The sequence below is a fragment of the Mycobacterium sp. 1465703.0 genome, assembly GCF_001672975.1.
Classification (GTDB): domain Bacteria; phylum Actinomycetota; class Actinomycetes; order Mycobacteriales; family Mycobacteriaceae; genus Mycobacterium.
The window spans coordinates 23,784-37,485 of record NZ_LZKU01000051.1; the positions used below are offsets into that span (position 1 = coordinate 23,784).

Sequence of the window (13,702 nt, forward strand, 5' to 3'; positions counted from 1 at the left end):
CCATCCTCCTGTTCACAATGAGGCGCCTTACCTCTCCGAATGCCCACCCCGACCGCTTAAAAAACAAATCCTCAAGCCGGAACCGGGTCGGTGCGCCGTTCCCAGCAGCGGTGTCGGGCCAGCGCGGCTTCGAATTCCTCGACGAAGCGGTCGGGCAACTCGTCGGCGGCGGCCGTCGTGGTGATGACGGCCTGGTCGTTGAGGACGTCGGTGTCCTCGGCGAGACGGTTGGTGATGCCGGCGGTGCGCAGCAGGTCGACTCCCGCGCCGTATGCACCGATCGGCTTCAAGTGCTTGTAGGCCTCGGTCACGAAGTGCACGGCATAGCCATCGTCGGAAAGTGTGGCGACCGACCGCGGCCCGCACGCCACCACCACGGCGTCGTAGAGCACCGACGCCATCGTCGTGAACGAGCGGTCGACCGGGAGCTCGCCGCCTGAGCCGCCCTCCAACATCCCGCCGGCGACTGGGGCCAGCACCTCAACCATCGCGCCGCGTTCGCTCATCTGCTCGATGAAGCGCTGGGTTCCCACCACGTCGACGCCGTCGGCGGCCAGCACCGCGATCTTGCGCGAGGCTATGGTGTCGCTGACGCCGATCTGGGACAGCGCCGGCGACACGGGCGCCGTGTCATCGACCGGCTCCTCCGGCGGCTCGGGAAGTCTCAACTTCGCGGCAACCTGAGCGGCCAGCCCGCCGTCGACCCGCGCGAGTTGTCCCACTACGGCCGAACGGATCTCGGGCACTTCCACCTTGCCGAGTTCGAAGGCGAATGCGGCGACGATGTGTTCGGCCTCCACCGGTGACATGCTCTGCCAGAACATCCGCGCCTGGCTGTAGTGATTCTCAAAGGACTTGGCGCGCTTACGCATTGCCTGTCCATCCAGCCGCTCGGTGTAGTGGCGAAACACGTTATCGTCCGCCAGCGCCGGGCAGCCGCCACCAATGCTGTTCTTGAAGTAACTGGTGCGGCCCTGCGGGATCGTGTGTTGTCCGTAGCCGTCATGCTGGTTGGTTCGAACTTCGGCCACCGGACGGTTGATCGGCAGCTGAGCGAAGTTCGGTCCGCCCAGTCGGATCAGCTGAGTGTCCAGATAGGAGAAATTGCGGAACTGCAGCAGCGGATCGTTCGTGAAATCGATGCCCGGCACCACGTTCGCGGTGTGGAATGCAACCTGCTCGGTCTCGGCGAAGAAGTTGTCGGGGTTGCGGTTCAACACCATCTTCCCGACCGGTCGAACCGGAACCTGCTCTTCGGGAATGATTTTCGTCGCGTCGAGAAGATCGAAATCAAACTTGAACTCGTCCTCCTCGGCGACAAGCTGCACGCCGAGTTCCCACTCCGGGAACTGGCCCGACTCGATGGCCTCCCAGAGATCGCGACGGTTGTAATCGGGATCCTTCCCGGCGATCTTCTGGCACTCGTCCCAGATCAACGAGTGCACACCGAGGCGCGGCTTCCAGTGAAACTTCACGAACGTTCCTTCGCCGCTGCTGTTTACCAGCCGGAAGGTGTGCACGCCGAAGCCCTGCATCATCCGGTAGCTGCGCGGCAACGCGCGATCCGACATCAGCCACATGATGGTGTGCAGGGTCTCGGGTTGCAGGGACACGAAATCCCATAGGGTGTCATGTGCCGACTGTGCCTGCGGAATCTCGTTGTGCGGCTCGGGTTTCACCGCGTGTACGAAGTCGGGGAACTTGATGCCGTCCTGGATGAAGAAGACCGGAAAGTTGTTGCCGACCAGGTCGTAATTGCCCTGTTCGGTATAGAACTTGGTGGCAAAGCCGCGTACGTCGCGGACGGTGTCAGCCGAACCCCGTGAGCCGGCCACGGTGGAGAAGCGCACGAACACCGGAGTCTGAACACCGGGTGCGATCAAGAATTTCGCTGCGGTGTACTCCGCCAACCAGTCGTCATACGGTTCGAAATAGCCGTAGGCGCCGGCTCCGCGCGCGTGAACCACTCGTTCGGGAATGCGCTCGTGATCGAAGTGGGTGATCTTCTCCCGGGCGTGGAAGTCCTCCAGCAGCGTCGGCCCCCGCTCACCGACGGTCAGCGAATCGTCGGTGTGGTCGACACGGACCCCTTGTTGCGTGGTCAGGTATCCGGTGTCGCGACGGAACCGGGCCGGCTCCAAGTCGCGTTGCTTCGGATTCTGGTCGGTGGCCATGACTCGTCTCCTTTCAACCGTGGGGTGTACCACCGACCAGCCGGCGCAAACGGCAAGGATGTGGCCCTATTCAGCAGACGGGCGGTTGCCTGCCCTCGATAGGGGTAGTTGAGAGTGGTGAGTAAAACTTCGGAAACCGTCGACCTTCAAGGCGTCGTAGCAATCCGTGCATCGGCACGCGGTGTCGAAGTGCTGTCCAATCTTGCTGCCGGGTTATCGCCGGATATGCCGTTCGCATATCTGATGGTGCTGCATGCGCCTGCCGGAGCGCCCAGCATCCCGGCTCGCATCATCGCCCGCAGCGGACCGTTGCCCACTTCAGCTGCCGCGGTGCGCAGCCCGCAGGAAAAGGTGAGACTGGCACGGGACATGAGGGTGCTCCGCGAGCGGTTGTCGACCACCACCGCTGTCCAGGGGTGAAGCAGTGGCTGACCAATTTCCGCTTGTCCTGATCGAGCGGGAAACGAGCCGGGAGATGCCGCTCCTGACGATGGAGGGCGTGCTCGACAGCTCGACCTATCGGACCATCCGTGACACGGTAATCAAGGCCGCTATCGACGAGCCCCGCGCGGTGATCGTCGACATCAACGGCCTGTGCGCGCCATCCTCCTCAGCCTGGACCGTATTCACCAGCGCTCGCTGGCACGTCAGTATCTGGCCAGACGTGCCCATCCTGCTGGTGTGTGCACAACACCAGGTCCGGCGGTTGATCGCCAAAGTCGGCGTCACCCGACGTGTGCCGATATATCCTACTCGGCAGGTAGCCTTGGAAGCCGTCCTCAGCCGGGAGGTTCAAGTTCGGCGGCGGGAACGAATCGACCTTGCGCGAAACACCAGCAGTCTCGATATTGCACGCACGGTGATCGCCGATTGGCTGACCCGATGGGACGTCCATGAGGTCATCCCGGTTGCGGCGACGGTGGCGACAGTCTTTGTCGAAAACGTCCTCGACCACACCGAGAGCGCACCGGTGTTGATTGTGGAGAGCGATCAAGGCACCGTCACCGTCGCGGTCGAGGACAACAGCTCGCACATGCCGGGCCGGCACGAGGACCCCGCCCACGGCGTCGACATGGTCTCTGGACTGGCCATCGTCTCTGCGCTATGTCGGGTGTGGGGCGCTACGCCTACGTCGTCCGGCAAAACCGTGTGGGGATTGCTCGGCCGAGAAAGCCAGCTCTGACACAGCAGTGTTCAAGTCGTTTGGTCAAATGCTAATTGACGGCAGCAGCCGCGGGATCACCTTGGTACTGACGAACTCCCAGGCGCCCGGGGTCGCGGACGAATGAGGTGACATTGGTGGCCGGGCGCGGACCCGACGATCCGATCCGGGCGTGAAGCGCCGGATGCGCATCGGGCCAGGAGGCATGCCCCCTGGTCGACATCCCTGAAGTCTCCACCTTGTGTCCGCATCGCCATAGTCCTGCCACGGCCGGGGCCGGGCCAGCGTGTTTGAGCAGGTCATGTGGAGTACGGCAGACGAACCCCCGGCCAATGGGCGAAGAGGCCGTCGCCGGAGTTTCGTGAATAGTCGCAAGGGTATGCCCTTCGATATTGGTGGATGGGACGATGGCGCGCGGAGGGAATTGCAGTTGAGGATTGCAATTGTCAGCGGCGATGACGTCCTCGGGCAGGACCCTGAGGTGCTGGGTGCCGCGCTGGCGACCCAGGGCCATGACGTCACGGCCTGCCTGCGACGCGGTGCCCGGCGGCATGCCGGGGCAGCCGCCGACGGCTATCGCCGAGTCTCCATTCCCGTCGGCCCGTGCAAGTCGGCCGACCCGGTCGACGTACTTCCCTACGTTGGCGAATGGGCAACCATACTCGAGCGGACCTGGTCGGCTGCGCCGCCCAACGTGGTGCACGCTTATGGCTGGTTGGGCGGACTGGCCGCACAATTGGCGGCACGCCGTCGGCGTATCCCCGTCGTCCAGACCTTTCTAGGCCTGTCGGCGACATCGCGTGGCCCGACCGGTGCCGAACAGTGCAGCGAACGCGAACGCATTGAGCCACTGCTGGCACGCAGCGCAAGCTGGACGACGGGAGAGAGCGAAGCTGATGTGGACGCGCTGGCCCGGCTACGTCGTCGTCGGGTCCGAGTGTCCGCGTTGACATGCGGCGTGGATGGTGAGCGCTACACCCCGAGCGGTCCGGCTGCCTGCCGCGGCAGCTTGCAGCGCATTCTGTGTGTGACACCAAACCCGCTGTGGTACAACGGCATCGATATTGCGATACGGGCTTTGCCCAAGGTTAGTGGCGCGGAGCTGGTGATCGCCGAGGGTCAACCCAACAACAGCCAGCACGACGACGCGCGGGCCCACTTGTCGCATCTCGCCGCGGAACTCGGTGTGGCCCACCGTATTCAGTTTGCCGGCGCAGTCACCGACCGCGAATTGCCCAAGTTGATCCGGTCCGCCGACGTGGTGGTGTGTACACCCCGGCAACCGCCACGAGCCGCCACTGTACTGCAGGCCATGGCCAGCGGTGTGGTCGTGGTGGTGGCCGCCGTGGGTGTGCTGGCCGACGTTGTACTTGACGACATCACCGGCCTGGTCGTGGCGCCGGAACATCCGGCCGGGTTGGCGGCGGCCTTGAGAAGGCTTCTTGCGCACAGCTTTCAGTGCCAGAGCATGGGTGCGGCGGGTCGCAGCCGCGCGTTGTCCCGGTTCACCTGGCAGCGGATCGCGCTGGACTCGTTGAACATCTATGACAGTCTGACGCCGCAAGATCGGTCACCGACAACTGCGCCCGCGGCGGCGCGGTCGATGCAATGATCGGGGCGCCCTGGGCCCGTCCTCGAGGCTGGCCGTGACTAGCGCGACAAGGGGGACCGACGTCAAACCCCTAAACGGGTCGGTCGGTTCTGCCGGTGAACCCATTGAAGCGACACGGGCCGGCTATTGCCCGGCTCGTCCCGCGCTGGGGCGCGATCCAGCGTTGCACACGTTCCATCCAGTCGCGGTGGAATACAAGCAGTTTCGCACTAGCGACACGCAAGCGGCCTGTCGCTTCTTCGCCACCGCGTACCAGCCGGGCTGGCGGATATCCGGGCTGGCCAACCATGCCGCGGTGACACATCGGCGCAGTGAGGCTCACTCGATGACGGTCGACGAGGTCATCGTTCAAGGGCGATTGGCACTCGAGATCCCGGCGTCCGACACCGTTGTGGTGATCCAGCCGCGCGCGGGATCATTGGGCATCGCGGGGGGCCCTGTGGTGACCGCGGACTTTCCCATTCTCGTCGCACACGGTATGCCATGCGTATTACATTGCAACGGTGCACGTTTCGATGTCGTGACAATCGAGGCGGACGTGCTGCACAAAGTCGCCGCAGATTGGCGCACGTCGCTGGTGCAGCAGACCCAGTTCATCAATTGGCGGCCACGGTCACGAGCTGCCGTACGTGCCTGGCAGCGAGCGCTGGATTACGTGGTTACGACGCTGGCCTCCGTCGATAGCGCCCACCAACCGCTCATTGTCGCGGGTATGGCCAATTTGTTGGCCGGCGCGCTGCTCGAGTGCTACCCGTCCAACCTGGCCGAGCAGGACCCGGCCAGCGACCTCGCGCTACCCGAAACACTCAAAGAGGCGGTGGCTTTCATCCACTGCCATACCAACGAGGACATCGGCATCAACGACGTCGCTGCCGCGGTGCATCTGACGCCCAGGGCGGTCCAGTACCTTTTCCGCCGCCAACTCGATACCACGCCGACCGAGTACATGCGTCGTGTCCGGCTCAGCTGCGCTCATCAAGAGTTGATAGCGGCAACGAGCGCCAACTCGACGGTCACCGAAATCGCCCAGCGGTGGGGGTTCGCGCACACCGGGCGCTTCGCGGTGCTCTACCGGCGGACCTATGGCCAAAGCCCGCACACCACGCTGAGGCAACAATCTTCGGCGTCCTGACCTGCGGGGGATGAACGCCCCGTTGTGCAGGCGGGCTGGTGCGAAGCGCAGGCGACCGCGATCGCACGTCGACCACGCCGGTCGCGGCCGCGACCAGAACACAAATATAAGCGGCTCGTAAGAATTTCTTGGCGAAATTCCCAAAAACGGACCGCACTGAAGGCTAAGATCGTCGCATCCTTGCTGCGGCAACGGCGACGCGTTGGAGGGGGAGCGGTCATGAGTGCTCGACGTTCGGCTCGCCCAGTTGACCCGTTCCCCGACCAGTTGCCGCCGAGTGAGACTGTGACGGTCCGGGCGGCCGACGGTACCCGGCTGCACGCCGAGGTCTTCGGACCGCCCGACGGTTATCCGATTGTCTTGGCGCACGGCATCACCTGCGCGATTCGGGCGTGGGCATATCAGATCGCAGACCTGTCCACCGACTACCGGGTGATCGCCTTCGATCATCGCGGCCACGGCCGCAGCGGCGTGCCGAGAACCAAGAACTACAGCCTCAAACACCTTGCATCCGATCTAGATTCGGTGCTCGATGCGACCCTGGCGCCGCACGAGCGGGCGGTGGTGGCCGGTCACTCCATGGGCGGCATCACCATCGCCGCCTGGTCGGAGCGCTACCGCCACAAGGTTCCCCGTCGTGCGGACGCCGTCGCGCTGATCAACACCACCACCGGTGATCTGATCGGAAAGGTGCAACTCCTGTCGGCCCCATACGGATTGTCACCGGCTCGAGTTCTGGCCGGGCGTGCCCTGATCAACGCGTTCGGCGGGTTCCCGGTGCCGGGTGCGGCGCGCATTCCGAGCCGCTACGTGGTGGCGATGCTGGCGACCGGACGCGACGCCGACCCGAGCATCGCCAGGATTGTCTACGAGCTCTTCGAAAAGACATCACCCGCGGGCCGGGCCGGATGCGCGAGGGCGCTGGTCGCCTCGTTGGGGTCCCGGTATCTCAACCTGGACGGGCTGACCGTCCCGACGCTGGTCATCGGCAGCGAACGCGACCGGCTGACACCGATCAGCCAGTCCCGCGAGATCGCACGCAGCGCGCCCAATCTGATCGAGTTGGTGGAACTGCCCGGCGGCCACTGCTCGATGCTGGAACACCCGCGCGAGGTGAACCGTCAGTTGCGCGGCCTCGCCGAAATGGCGATGCACAACGCGGCCACCCGCCGGATCAGCTCATAGCAGGGCGGTGATCTCGGCCGCCGCGCGCTGCCCGGACCTGATGGCGCCGTCGAGGAACCCGGTCCACTCGTCGGCGGTTTCGGTGCCGGCCCAGTGAATCGGCCCGACCGGTTCACGTAACCACGGCCCGAATCTCGTCCAGGATCCCGGCGGCACCGCAGCGGTAGGGCCGCCGGGAGCGAATTCCTCGACGCCCCAACGATGATCGACATAGTCCAAAGGTTTGAGCGCATCATCACCGAAAAGCGTTGCGAAGCAGCGCAATGCGTCACGGCGGCGCTGATCGCCGGGTAGCGAGTCGAAGGCCCGGGCGTCGACGAAACCCATCAGGACGCCGGGGCCGTCCGGGTGCGGACTGACGTCGAACGTAATGAAGACGGGGCCCTCGTCGGACAAGGCCTGCCCGGAAAATCCGTTGGTCCGCCAGAACGGCGTGGAGTAGGCGGCGTAGGCCTTACTGAGCCGACCCTGCGGCCAGTGCCGGGCGAGTTGTTCGTACTCGGCGGGCAGCGGGGGAGTGAACTCGATCGAGGTGCGATGGGCCGGCGGGATGGCGACGATGACGAATCCGGCCTCGGTCTCGCCAAGGTCGGTTGTGACGGTGACGCCTGCGCCGTGTCGCTCGATCCGCCGTACCGGGGCGTTGAGCACCACCCGGGTGCCCAGTTCGGCGGCCGCGGCCTCGGCGATCTGTTGCGTGCCACCGGGAAAACGGTCCTGTTGGGCACCATCCTCGACATCGAGCAGCCGGTCCAGCCCGCCGGCGGCGTGCGCGTAGCGGGCGGCGTGCAGCATCGACACCTCGTCGGGTTCACATCCCCAGGTCACCCGCGCCACGATCGCCAGCAGGTCCTGGGAGGACGCGGTCGCGCGGACCGAGCGCAACCAGCTGCCGAGCGACAGGCCGTCGAGTTCGCGCGCGCGGCGGGCATCCCACGGTGCCGCCAGCGGGATGCTGCGGGCGATCCTGTCGAACTGCCACCGCAGTCGCCCGATGTCTAGCAGGCCGGTCAGCGAAAGCTTGGGGATGGTGCCGTGATACGCGTGCGTCCACCCGCGCCAGTGGATCAGGTTCTTGCCGTCGTGGTGTGTCGGGGTGGTCGGAACGTCGAGTTCGGCCGCCATCGCCAACACGGCGTCCTGGGTCGGTCCCACGAACGTGCCGCCCAGATCGGCCGGCAATCCGGCGACACTGCCGGTCAGCGACCGCCCGCCGACCCGGTCCCGGCCCTCGAAAACCACCACGTCATGGCCCTGCTGTGTCAGCTCCCGCGCTGCGGCGAGTCCGGCAAAGCCGGCACCGACCACGACAACGTCTACAATCCGCGGCGGTTTCGACACGCGGTCTAGTGAACCGCATTTGCGCGGTTTTTAGGGCAAATTCGCCGAAGCTGGACGATGGACCGCTGGGCGTTCGCATCACGGCGATGGCAAACATATGCCGCCCTCACTATGTTAATTACGCTGCGACCACGTGATTTCGACCAGCTCTGCCACCAGTCCTGCTGCCAGTTCGGCCAGTTCGGCCCCGGTCGCCGACGCCAAGCCCGACCTGCGTACGGTGGCTCTGGGCAGCATGATCGGCACCACCATCGAGTGGTATGACTTCTACCTGTATGCGACCGCATCCGCGCTGGTCTTCAAACCGCTGTTCTTCCCCAACATCTCACCGACCGCGGGCACCCTGGCATCGTTCGCCACCTACGCCGCCGGATTCGGGGCCCGGCCCCTCGGTGCGGTATTGTCCGGGCACTTCGGCGACCGGTTGGGCCGCAAAGCCGTTCTGGTGGGCGCGCTGTTGGTGATGGGTCTGGTCACCACGGCCATCGGAACGTTGCCGACCTATGCCGAGGCCGGGCTGTTGGCACCGGCGCTGCTGGCGTCGCTGCGTGTGCTGCAAGGGCTTGCCGTGGGCGCGGAATGGGGTGGTGCCGCGGTACTCTCGGTGGAGCATGCACCGCCCGATCGCCGCGGACTGTTCGGCAGCTTCACTCAGCTGGGCTCCCCTGCTGGCATGCTGTTGGCGACCTCGGTGTTCTTTCTCGTCCGCAAGGTCACCGGCCCCACCGCTTTCCTCGGCTACGGATGGCGAATTCCCTTCCTGCTGAGCATCTTTCTGGTCTTGGTCGGCCTGCTCGTCCGGCTCAAGCTGACCGATGCCGAGATTTTCGATCGGCTCAAGCAGCACGACGAACTTGCCCGACTGCCGATAGTGGAAGTGCTGCGCACGGATTCGCGCAATGTCGTCATCACCACCGGGTTGCGCCTTTCGCAGATCGGGCTTTTCGTGCTGCTGACGACGTATTCATTAACCTACCTTCAGGATTCATTCGGCAAGAGCAGCGCGGTGGGTCTGATCGCGGTGCTGGTCTCGTCGGCGCTGGGCTTCCTCAGCACGCCGGGCTGGGCGCTGCTGTCGGATCGGGTGGGGCGGCGGCCGCCGTATCTGTTCGGCGCGCTGGCCGGAGTCGTGGCCCTGGTGTTGTTCTTCGTGGCCGCCGGCAGCGGATCGGCGCTGTGGGTGGTGTTGTCAATCGTGTTCGGTGTCAACGTGGTTCATGATGCGATGTATGGGCCCCAGGCGGCCTGGTTCGCCGAACTCTTCGACACCCGGGTGCGCTATAGCGGCGCGTCGCTGGGCTATCAGATCGGCGCGGTGCTGTCCGGAGGTTTCGCGCCGTTGATCGCCGCATCGCTACTGGTCCTCGGCGGCGGCAGGCCGTGGTTGATCGTGGGTTACTTCGCGGTGCTCGCGGCGATCACGATCGCCGCCGCAGCTGCGGCGCGCGAGACGCGTGAGGATCAGATCGGATGAGTGAGCCGCGCAGGATCTTTCTCAACGCCTTCGACATGGCCTGCGTCGGGCATCAGTCGGCGGGGTTATGGCGTCACCCCGATGATCAGGGTTACCGCTACCGTGAACTGGGCTATTGGACCGAGTTGGCCCGCATCCTGGAGACCGGCGGGTTCGACGCGCTGTTTCTCGCCGATGTGCTCGGGGTCTACGACGTCTACGGGGCGTCCCGAGACGCGGCGGTCGCCGACGCCGCGCAGTTCCCGGTCAACGACCCGACCGCGGCGGTCTCCGCGATGGCGGCGGTGACCGACAACCTCGGCTTCGGGATCACCCTGTCGCTGACCTACGAACAGCCATATGCGCTGGCCCGCAGGCTCTCGACGCTGGATCACCTCACCGGCGGCCGGGTGGCATGGAACATCGTGACTTCCTATTTGGACAGTGCGGCAAGGAATTTGGGCCTGGACGCGCAGATCCCGCACGACCAGCGCTACGAGATCGCCGACGAGTACCTCGAGGTCTGCTACAAGCTGTGGGAGGGATCGTGGGAGGCCGACGCCGTGGTTCGCGACGCGGAACGGGGCGTGTACACCGACCCGGCCAAGGTGCACGCCATCGAGCACAAGGGTCGCTATTTCTCGGTGCCCGGCCCGTTTCTGTGCGAGCCGTCGCCGCAACGTACGCCGGTGCTGTTTCAGGCCGGGGCGTCACCGCGGGGCATCCGGTTCGCGGCGGCTCACGCCGAGGCGGTCTTCGTCTCGGGTCCGACACCGCAGATCGTGCGTGGTCCGGTGCGGGCGTTGCGCACGGCCGCCGCCGAGCTGGGCCGGGATCCGCGTTCTATCAAGGTGTTCACCATGGTGACCCCGGTGCTCGCCGAGACCCACCACGAGGCCGTCGCCAAACTGCGTGAATACCGGCGGTTCGTCAGCCCCGCCGGTGCGCTGGCGCTGTTCGGCGGCTGGACCGGGGTCGACCTGGCCGAACGGGACCCCGACGAACCGCTCAAGTACGTCGAGACGGACGCCAACCGCTCGGCGCTGGCCTCGTTCACCACCGCGGCCCCGGAGCGAGCGTGGACGGTAGGGGAACTGGCCGACGAGATCGGCATCGGCGGCCGCGGCCCGGTGCTGGTGGGTTCGCCGACCGAAGTGGCCGACGAACTCGAGCGGTGGGTGGCCGAAGCCGACGTCGACGGGTTCAATCTGGCCTACGTGACCACCCCGGGTACGTTCGTCGATTTCGCCAAGCTGGTTGTCCCCGAGCTGCGTCGACGCGGACGCGTGCCCGAGCACCCGCCGCGTTCGACCCTGCGGCAACGGTTGGGGACCGCCGGGCCGCTGCTGCCCGACGATCACCCCGGCGCGCGGTACCGGCTACGGAGCGACGGTTAACCAGTCGGTGAATCCGGACGGATCGTGCCGACCCAGCGCGCCGTGCTCGTACAGGCCCCAGCCCTCCACCGGCTCGCCGTCGCCGTCGCGGCACACCGCACGGCCGACATGGTCGATCACGCCGAAGCCCGCGCGGGCGACGATGGCCGGGTCGGTCATGTCGTAGGTCAGCCGCTCGGCGAACTTCTCGCCCTTCCAGGTGCCATGTATCCAGTCCGAGTCGCCGCCGTAGCCGCCGCCGACGTGAATAGGCACCGGCAGCTTGGACTCGACGTCGAAGTGCACTGCGGTGCCGTCGGGGGCGGTGGCATCGATGGTCGCGCCGGTCGGGATGCGGGTCCCGGACCGGTAGTGGATCTTGACTCGCGGCCAGCCCAGCTGCTCGACGCGGCCGTCGCGCCAGATGCGGGTGCAGTCGTTGAGCGAACGGAACCCGTTGGGCTCCTCCTGGATGATCAGCACGATCGCGAACTCGTCGAAGGCCATCGGCACATAGAGCCACCACATGCCCTCGAATGGCGGGTCGGCGGGCCGGCCCGCGGGTTCGGCCTCGCCGATCGGACGGATGCCCCAGGACCGGTCGCGGCTGCCCAGCCAGGTGTTGGGGTCGACGGTGATTTCCTCGCCGTCGATCAGGATGTGCCCGCTCCAGCTGCCCAGCTGCGCGAAGCGCTGCGCGTCCAGCGTGACTCGGGTGCCTGACCGCAGCACGTGCGGTTGTTCCTGGACGACGTCGAACAGCCCATTCCAGGTGAGATCGGCTGCGAGGCCCTCGGTTTCGTCGAGCACCAGTCGCAGCTTCTGCAGCGGCTCGATGACCTCGATCCGGTAACCGTTGACGTGCTGATTGAGCCGATCCTGATCGATAGCGTCCGAAACATGTACCGCGGTCTGGGTATTACCGCGCCTGATGAGCAAGAACGCGTCCTTCACCCCGAGGTTGGGGTAATAGCCGATACCGCTGATGACGAAGATGTTCCCGGTTCGGTCGTGGGCGTTGAAGTAGGAGCGGTCATAGAAGTTGCGGTCCGATGAGCCCGGCCACGCGATCGGCTGGGGAATCTGATGTACCGGAAATTCGTCGAGCGGTCCGAGCATTATTGGTCCTCTCCGATAAGCCTTCGCATCAATCCGGCGTGGTAGAACAGGGATTCGACGTCCTCGGGTTTTTCGGTCTCGCCGAAATGCACCCGCCGGGCCCCGGTGCGCATGAATACACACGCCCACATCACGCCGGAGTACACGTAAAACCAGTGCAGGTCACCGACTTCGACGCCGGCCAGCCGCGCATAGGTGGCGCGCACGTCCTCCTCGCGCATCACCGTGGGCAGCCCCGGCAACGTTGCCAGGCCGGCGAGCTCTTGAAAGACCATGTGCGCGAATATCATCCAGGCCACATCGAGCTCACGCGGCCCCAGCGTCACCATCTCCCAGTCCAGTACCGCCACCGGCCGGAAGTCGTTGTACAACACGTTGCCGACCCGGGCGTCGCCCCACAGCAGCACCGGCTCGGCGGCGGCCGCCTCAGCCGGCCAGTTGGCCTCCAGCCAGTCGAAGGTTTGCTCCAGCAAGGGTGATCGGCCGATGTCGGGTACCGCGAAGTCATACCAGGACCGCACCCAATTGAAGTGCTTGCGCAACGCGGTGTCCCCGGTCTGACCCTTGGTGAGGAACCCAAACTTGTTCTGCGCGTCCGGAATCGAGTGCAGCGTCGCCAGTACGCCGACGGTGGCGTCCTGCAGTTCGCGCTGGCGCTGGGCGGGCGCGTCGGCGAACCAGTTGCCGCCGAACGTATAAGGCATGACGTCGGGGGGCACCTCACCCGCGACGTAGTCCATCACGAAAAACGGGGTGCCGAGGACGTCGCCGGTGTTCTCCAGCCAGCGCACCCGAGGCACGGGCACGTCGGTCAGTTCGGCGACTTTGCGGATGACGTCGAATTGGTGGTCTAGCCGATAGGTCGGGAAGACCTGCACGTCCTCGGCGGTCGGCGCCACCCGCGCGACAAGCTTCTGCTCAGTCGGCCGCCCATCCTGCTGCCAGCGCGCGGTGAGAATGATGGTCTCCGACGACATACCCGTCGAGTCCACGCCACTCTCCACGGTCACCTCGGGTTTCGCGGCGTCCGGCAGTACGGTGGAGAGCCAACGTGACATGACCGCCGGCAACGTCGTGACGTCGCGACTGGAGCGCTGGAGCCGGTCGACATTGTCGACCGCCGGTTCTGTTGCCATAGGTGCCTCCTT

10 protein-coding genes and 1 pseudogene are annotated in these 13,702 nt (G+C 65.6%); 7 read left to right on the forward strand and 4 right to left on the reverse strand.

Features of this window, described 5'->3' with window-relative positions; genetic code table 11:
• Window positions 1-71: 71 nt before the first annotated feature.
• Window positions 72-2,174: a catalase gene (locus A5625_RS04605; protein WP_066989477.1), complete on the reverse strand. Its 2,103-nt coding sequence runs from the start codon at window positions 2,172-2,174 to the stop codon at window positions 72-74.
• 108 nt (window positions 2,175-2,282) lie between these two features.
• On the opposite strand from A5625_RS04605, the pseudogene A5625_RS28100 reads away from it, so the two are divergent.
• The 5 genes and pseudogenes from A5625_RS28100 to A5625_RS04630 all read left to right on the forward strand — a co-directional run.
• Window positions 2,283-2,516: pseudogene (locus tag A5625_RS28100) on the forward strand (chemotaxis protein CheB); the annotation flags it as partial.
• 82 nt (window positions 2,517-2,598) lie between these two features.
• Window positions 2,599-3,357, forward strand: a complete 759-nt coding sequence (locus A5625_RS04615) for an STAS domain-containing protein (protein ID WP_066989481.1) — start codon at window positions 2,599-2,601, stop codon at window positions 3,355-3,357.
• Window positions 3,358-3,766: 409 nt separating this feature from the next.
• Window positions 3,767-4,948: a glycosyltransferase gene (locus A5625_RS04620; protein ID WP_066989518.1), complete on the forward strand. Its 1,182-nt coding sequence runs from the start codon at window positions 3,767-3,769 to the stop codon at window positions 4,946-4,948.
• Between the two features lie 34 nt (window positions 4,949-4,982).
• Window positions 4,983-6,080, forward strand: coding sequence for a helix-turn-helix domain-containing protein (locus tag A5625_RS04625; RefSeq protein WP_066989483.1), 1,098 nt, complete (start codon window positions 4,983-4,985; stop codon window positions 6,078-6,080).
• A 219-nt stretch (window positions 6,081-6,299) separates the two neighbouring features.
• A complete protein-coding gene (locus A5625_RS04630) occupies window positions 6,300-7,265 on the forward strand; it encodes an alpha/beta fold hydrolase (RefSeq protein WP_066989485.1) in 966 nt (321 codons plus the stop codon).
• On the opposite strand, the gene A5625_RS04635 is transcribed toward A5625_RS04630, so the two are convergent.
• Window positions 7,260-8,606, reverse strand: coding sequence for a flavin monoamine oxidase family protein (locus tag A5625_RS04635; protein ID WP_066989487.1), 1,347 nt, complete (start codon window positions 8,604-8,606; stop codon window positions 7,260-7,262). The genes A5625_RS04630 and A5625_RS04635 overlap by 6 nt on opposite strands.
• 235 nt (window positions 8,607-8,841) lie before the next feature.
• On the opposite strand from A5625_RS04635, the gene A5625_RS04640 reads away from it, so the two are divergent.
• A complete protein-coding gene (locus A5625_RS04640; protein WP_197515968.1) occupies window positions 8,842-10,080 on the forward strand; it encodes an MFS transporter in 1,239 nt (412 codons plus the stop codon).
• Window positions 10,077-11,456 (forward strand): LLM class flavin-dependent oxidoreductase, encoded by a 1,380-nt coding sequence (locus A5625_RS04645; RefSeq protein ID WP_066989490.1) that lies wholly within the window; start codon window positions 10,077-10,079, stop codon window positions 11,454-11,456. The genes A5625_RS04640 and A5625_RS04645 overlap by 4 nt, the downstream gene beginning before the upstream one ends.
• On the opposite strand, the gene A5625_RS04650 is transcribed toward A5625_RS04645, so the two are convergent.
• Both A5625_RS04650 and A5625_RS04655 read right to left on the reverse strand, forming a co-directional pair.
• Window positions 11,439-12,554 (reverse strand): hypothetical protein, encoded by a 1,116-nt coding sequence (locus A5625_RS04650; protein WP_066989492.1) that lies wholly within the window; start codon window positions 12,552-12,554, stop codon window positions 11,439-11,441. The genes A5625_RS04645 and A5625_RS04650 overlap by 18 nt on opposite strands.
• Window positions 12,554-13,690, reverse strand: a complete 1,137-nt coding sequence (locus A5625_RS04655; protein ID WP_066989494.1) for a phosphotransferase family protein — start codon at window positions 13,688-13,690, stop codon at window positions 12,554-12,556. Before A5625_RS04655 ends, A5625_RS04650 begins: the two co-directional genes overlap by 1 nt.
• Window positions 13,691-13,702: the final 12 nt, after the last annotated feature.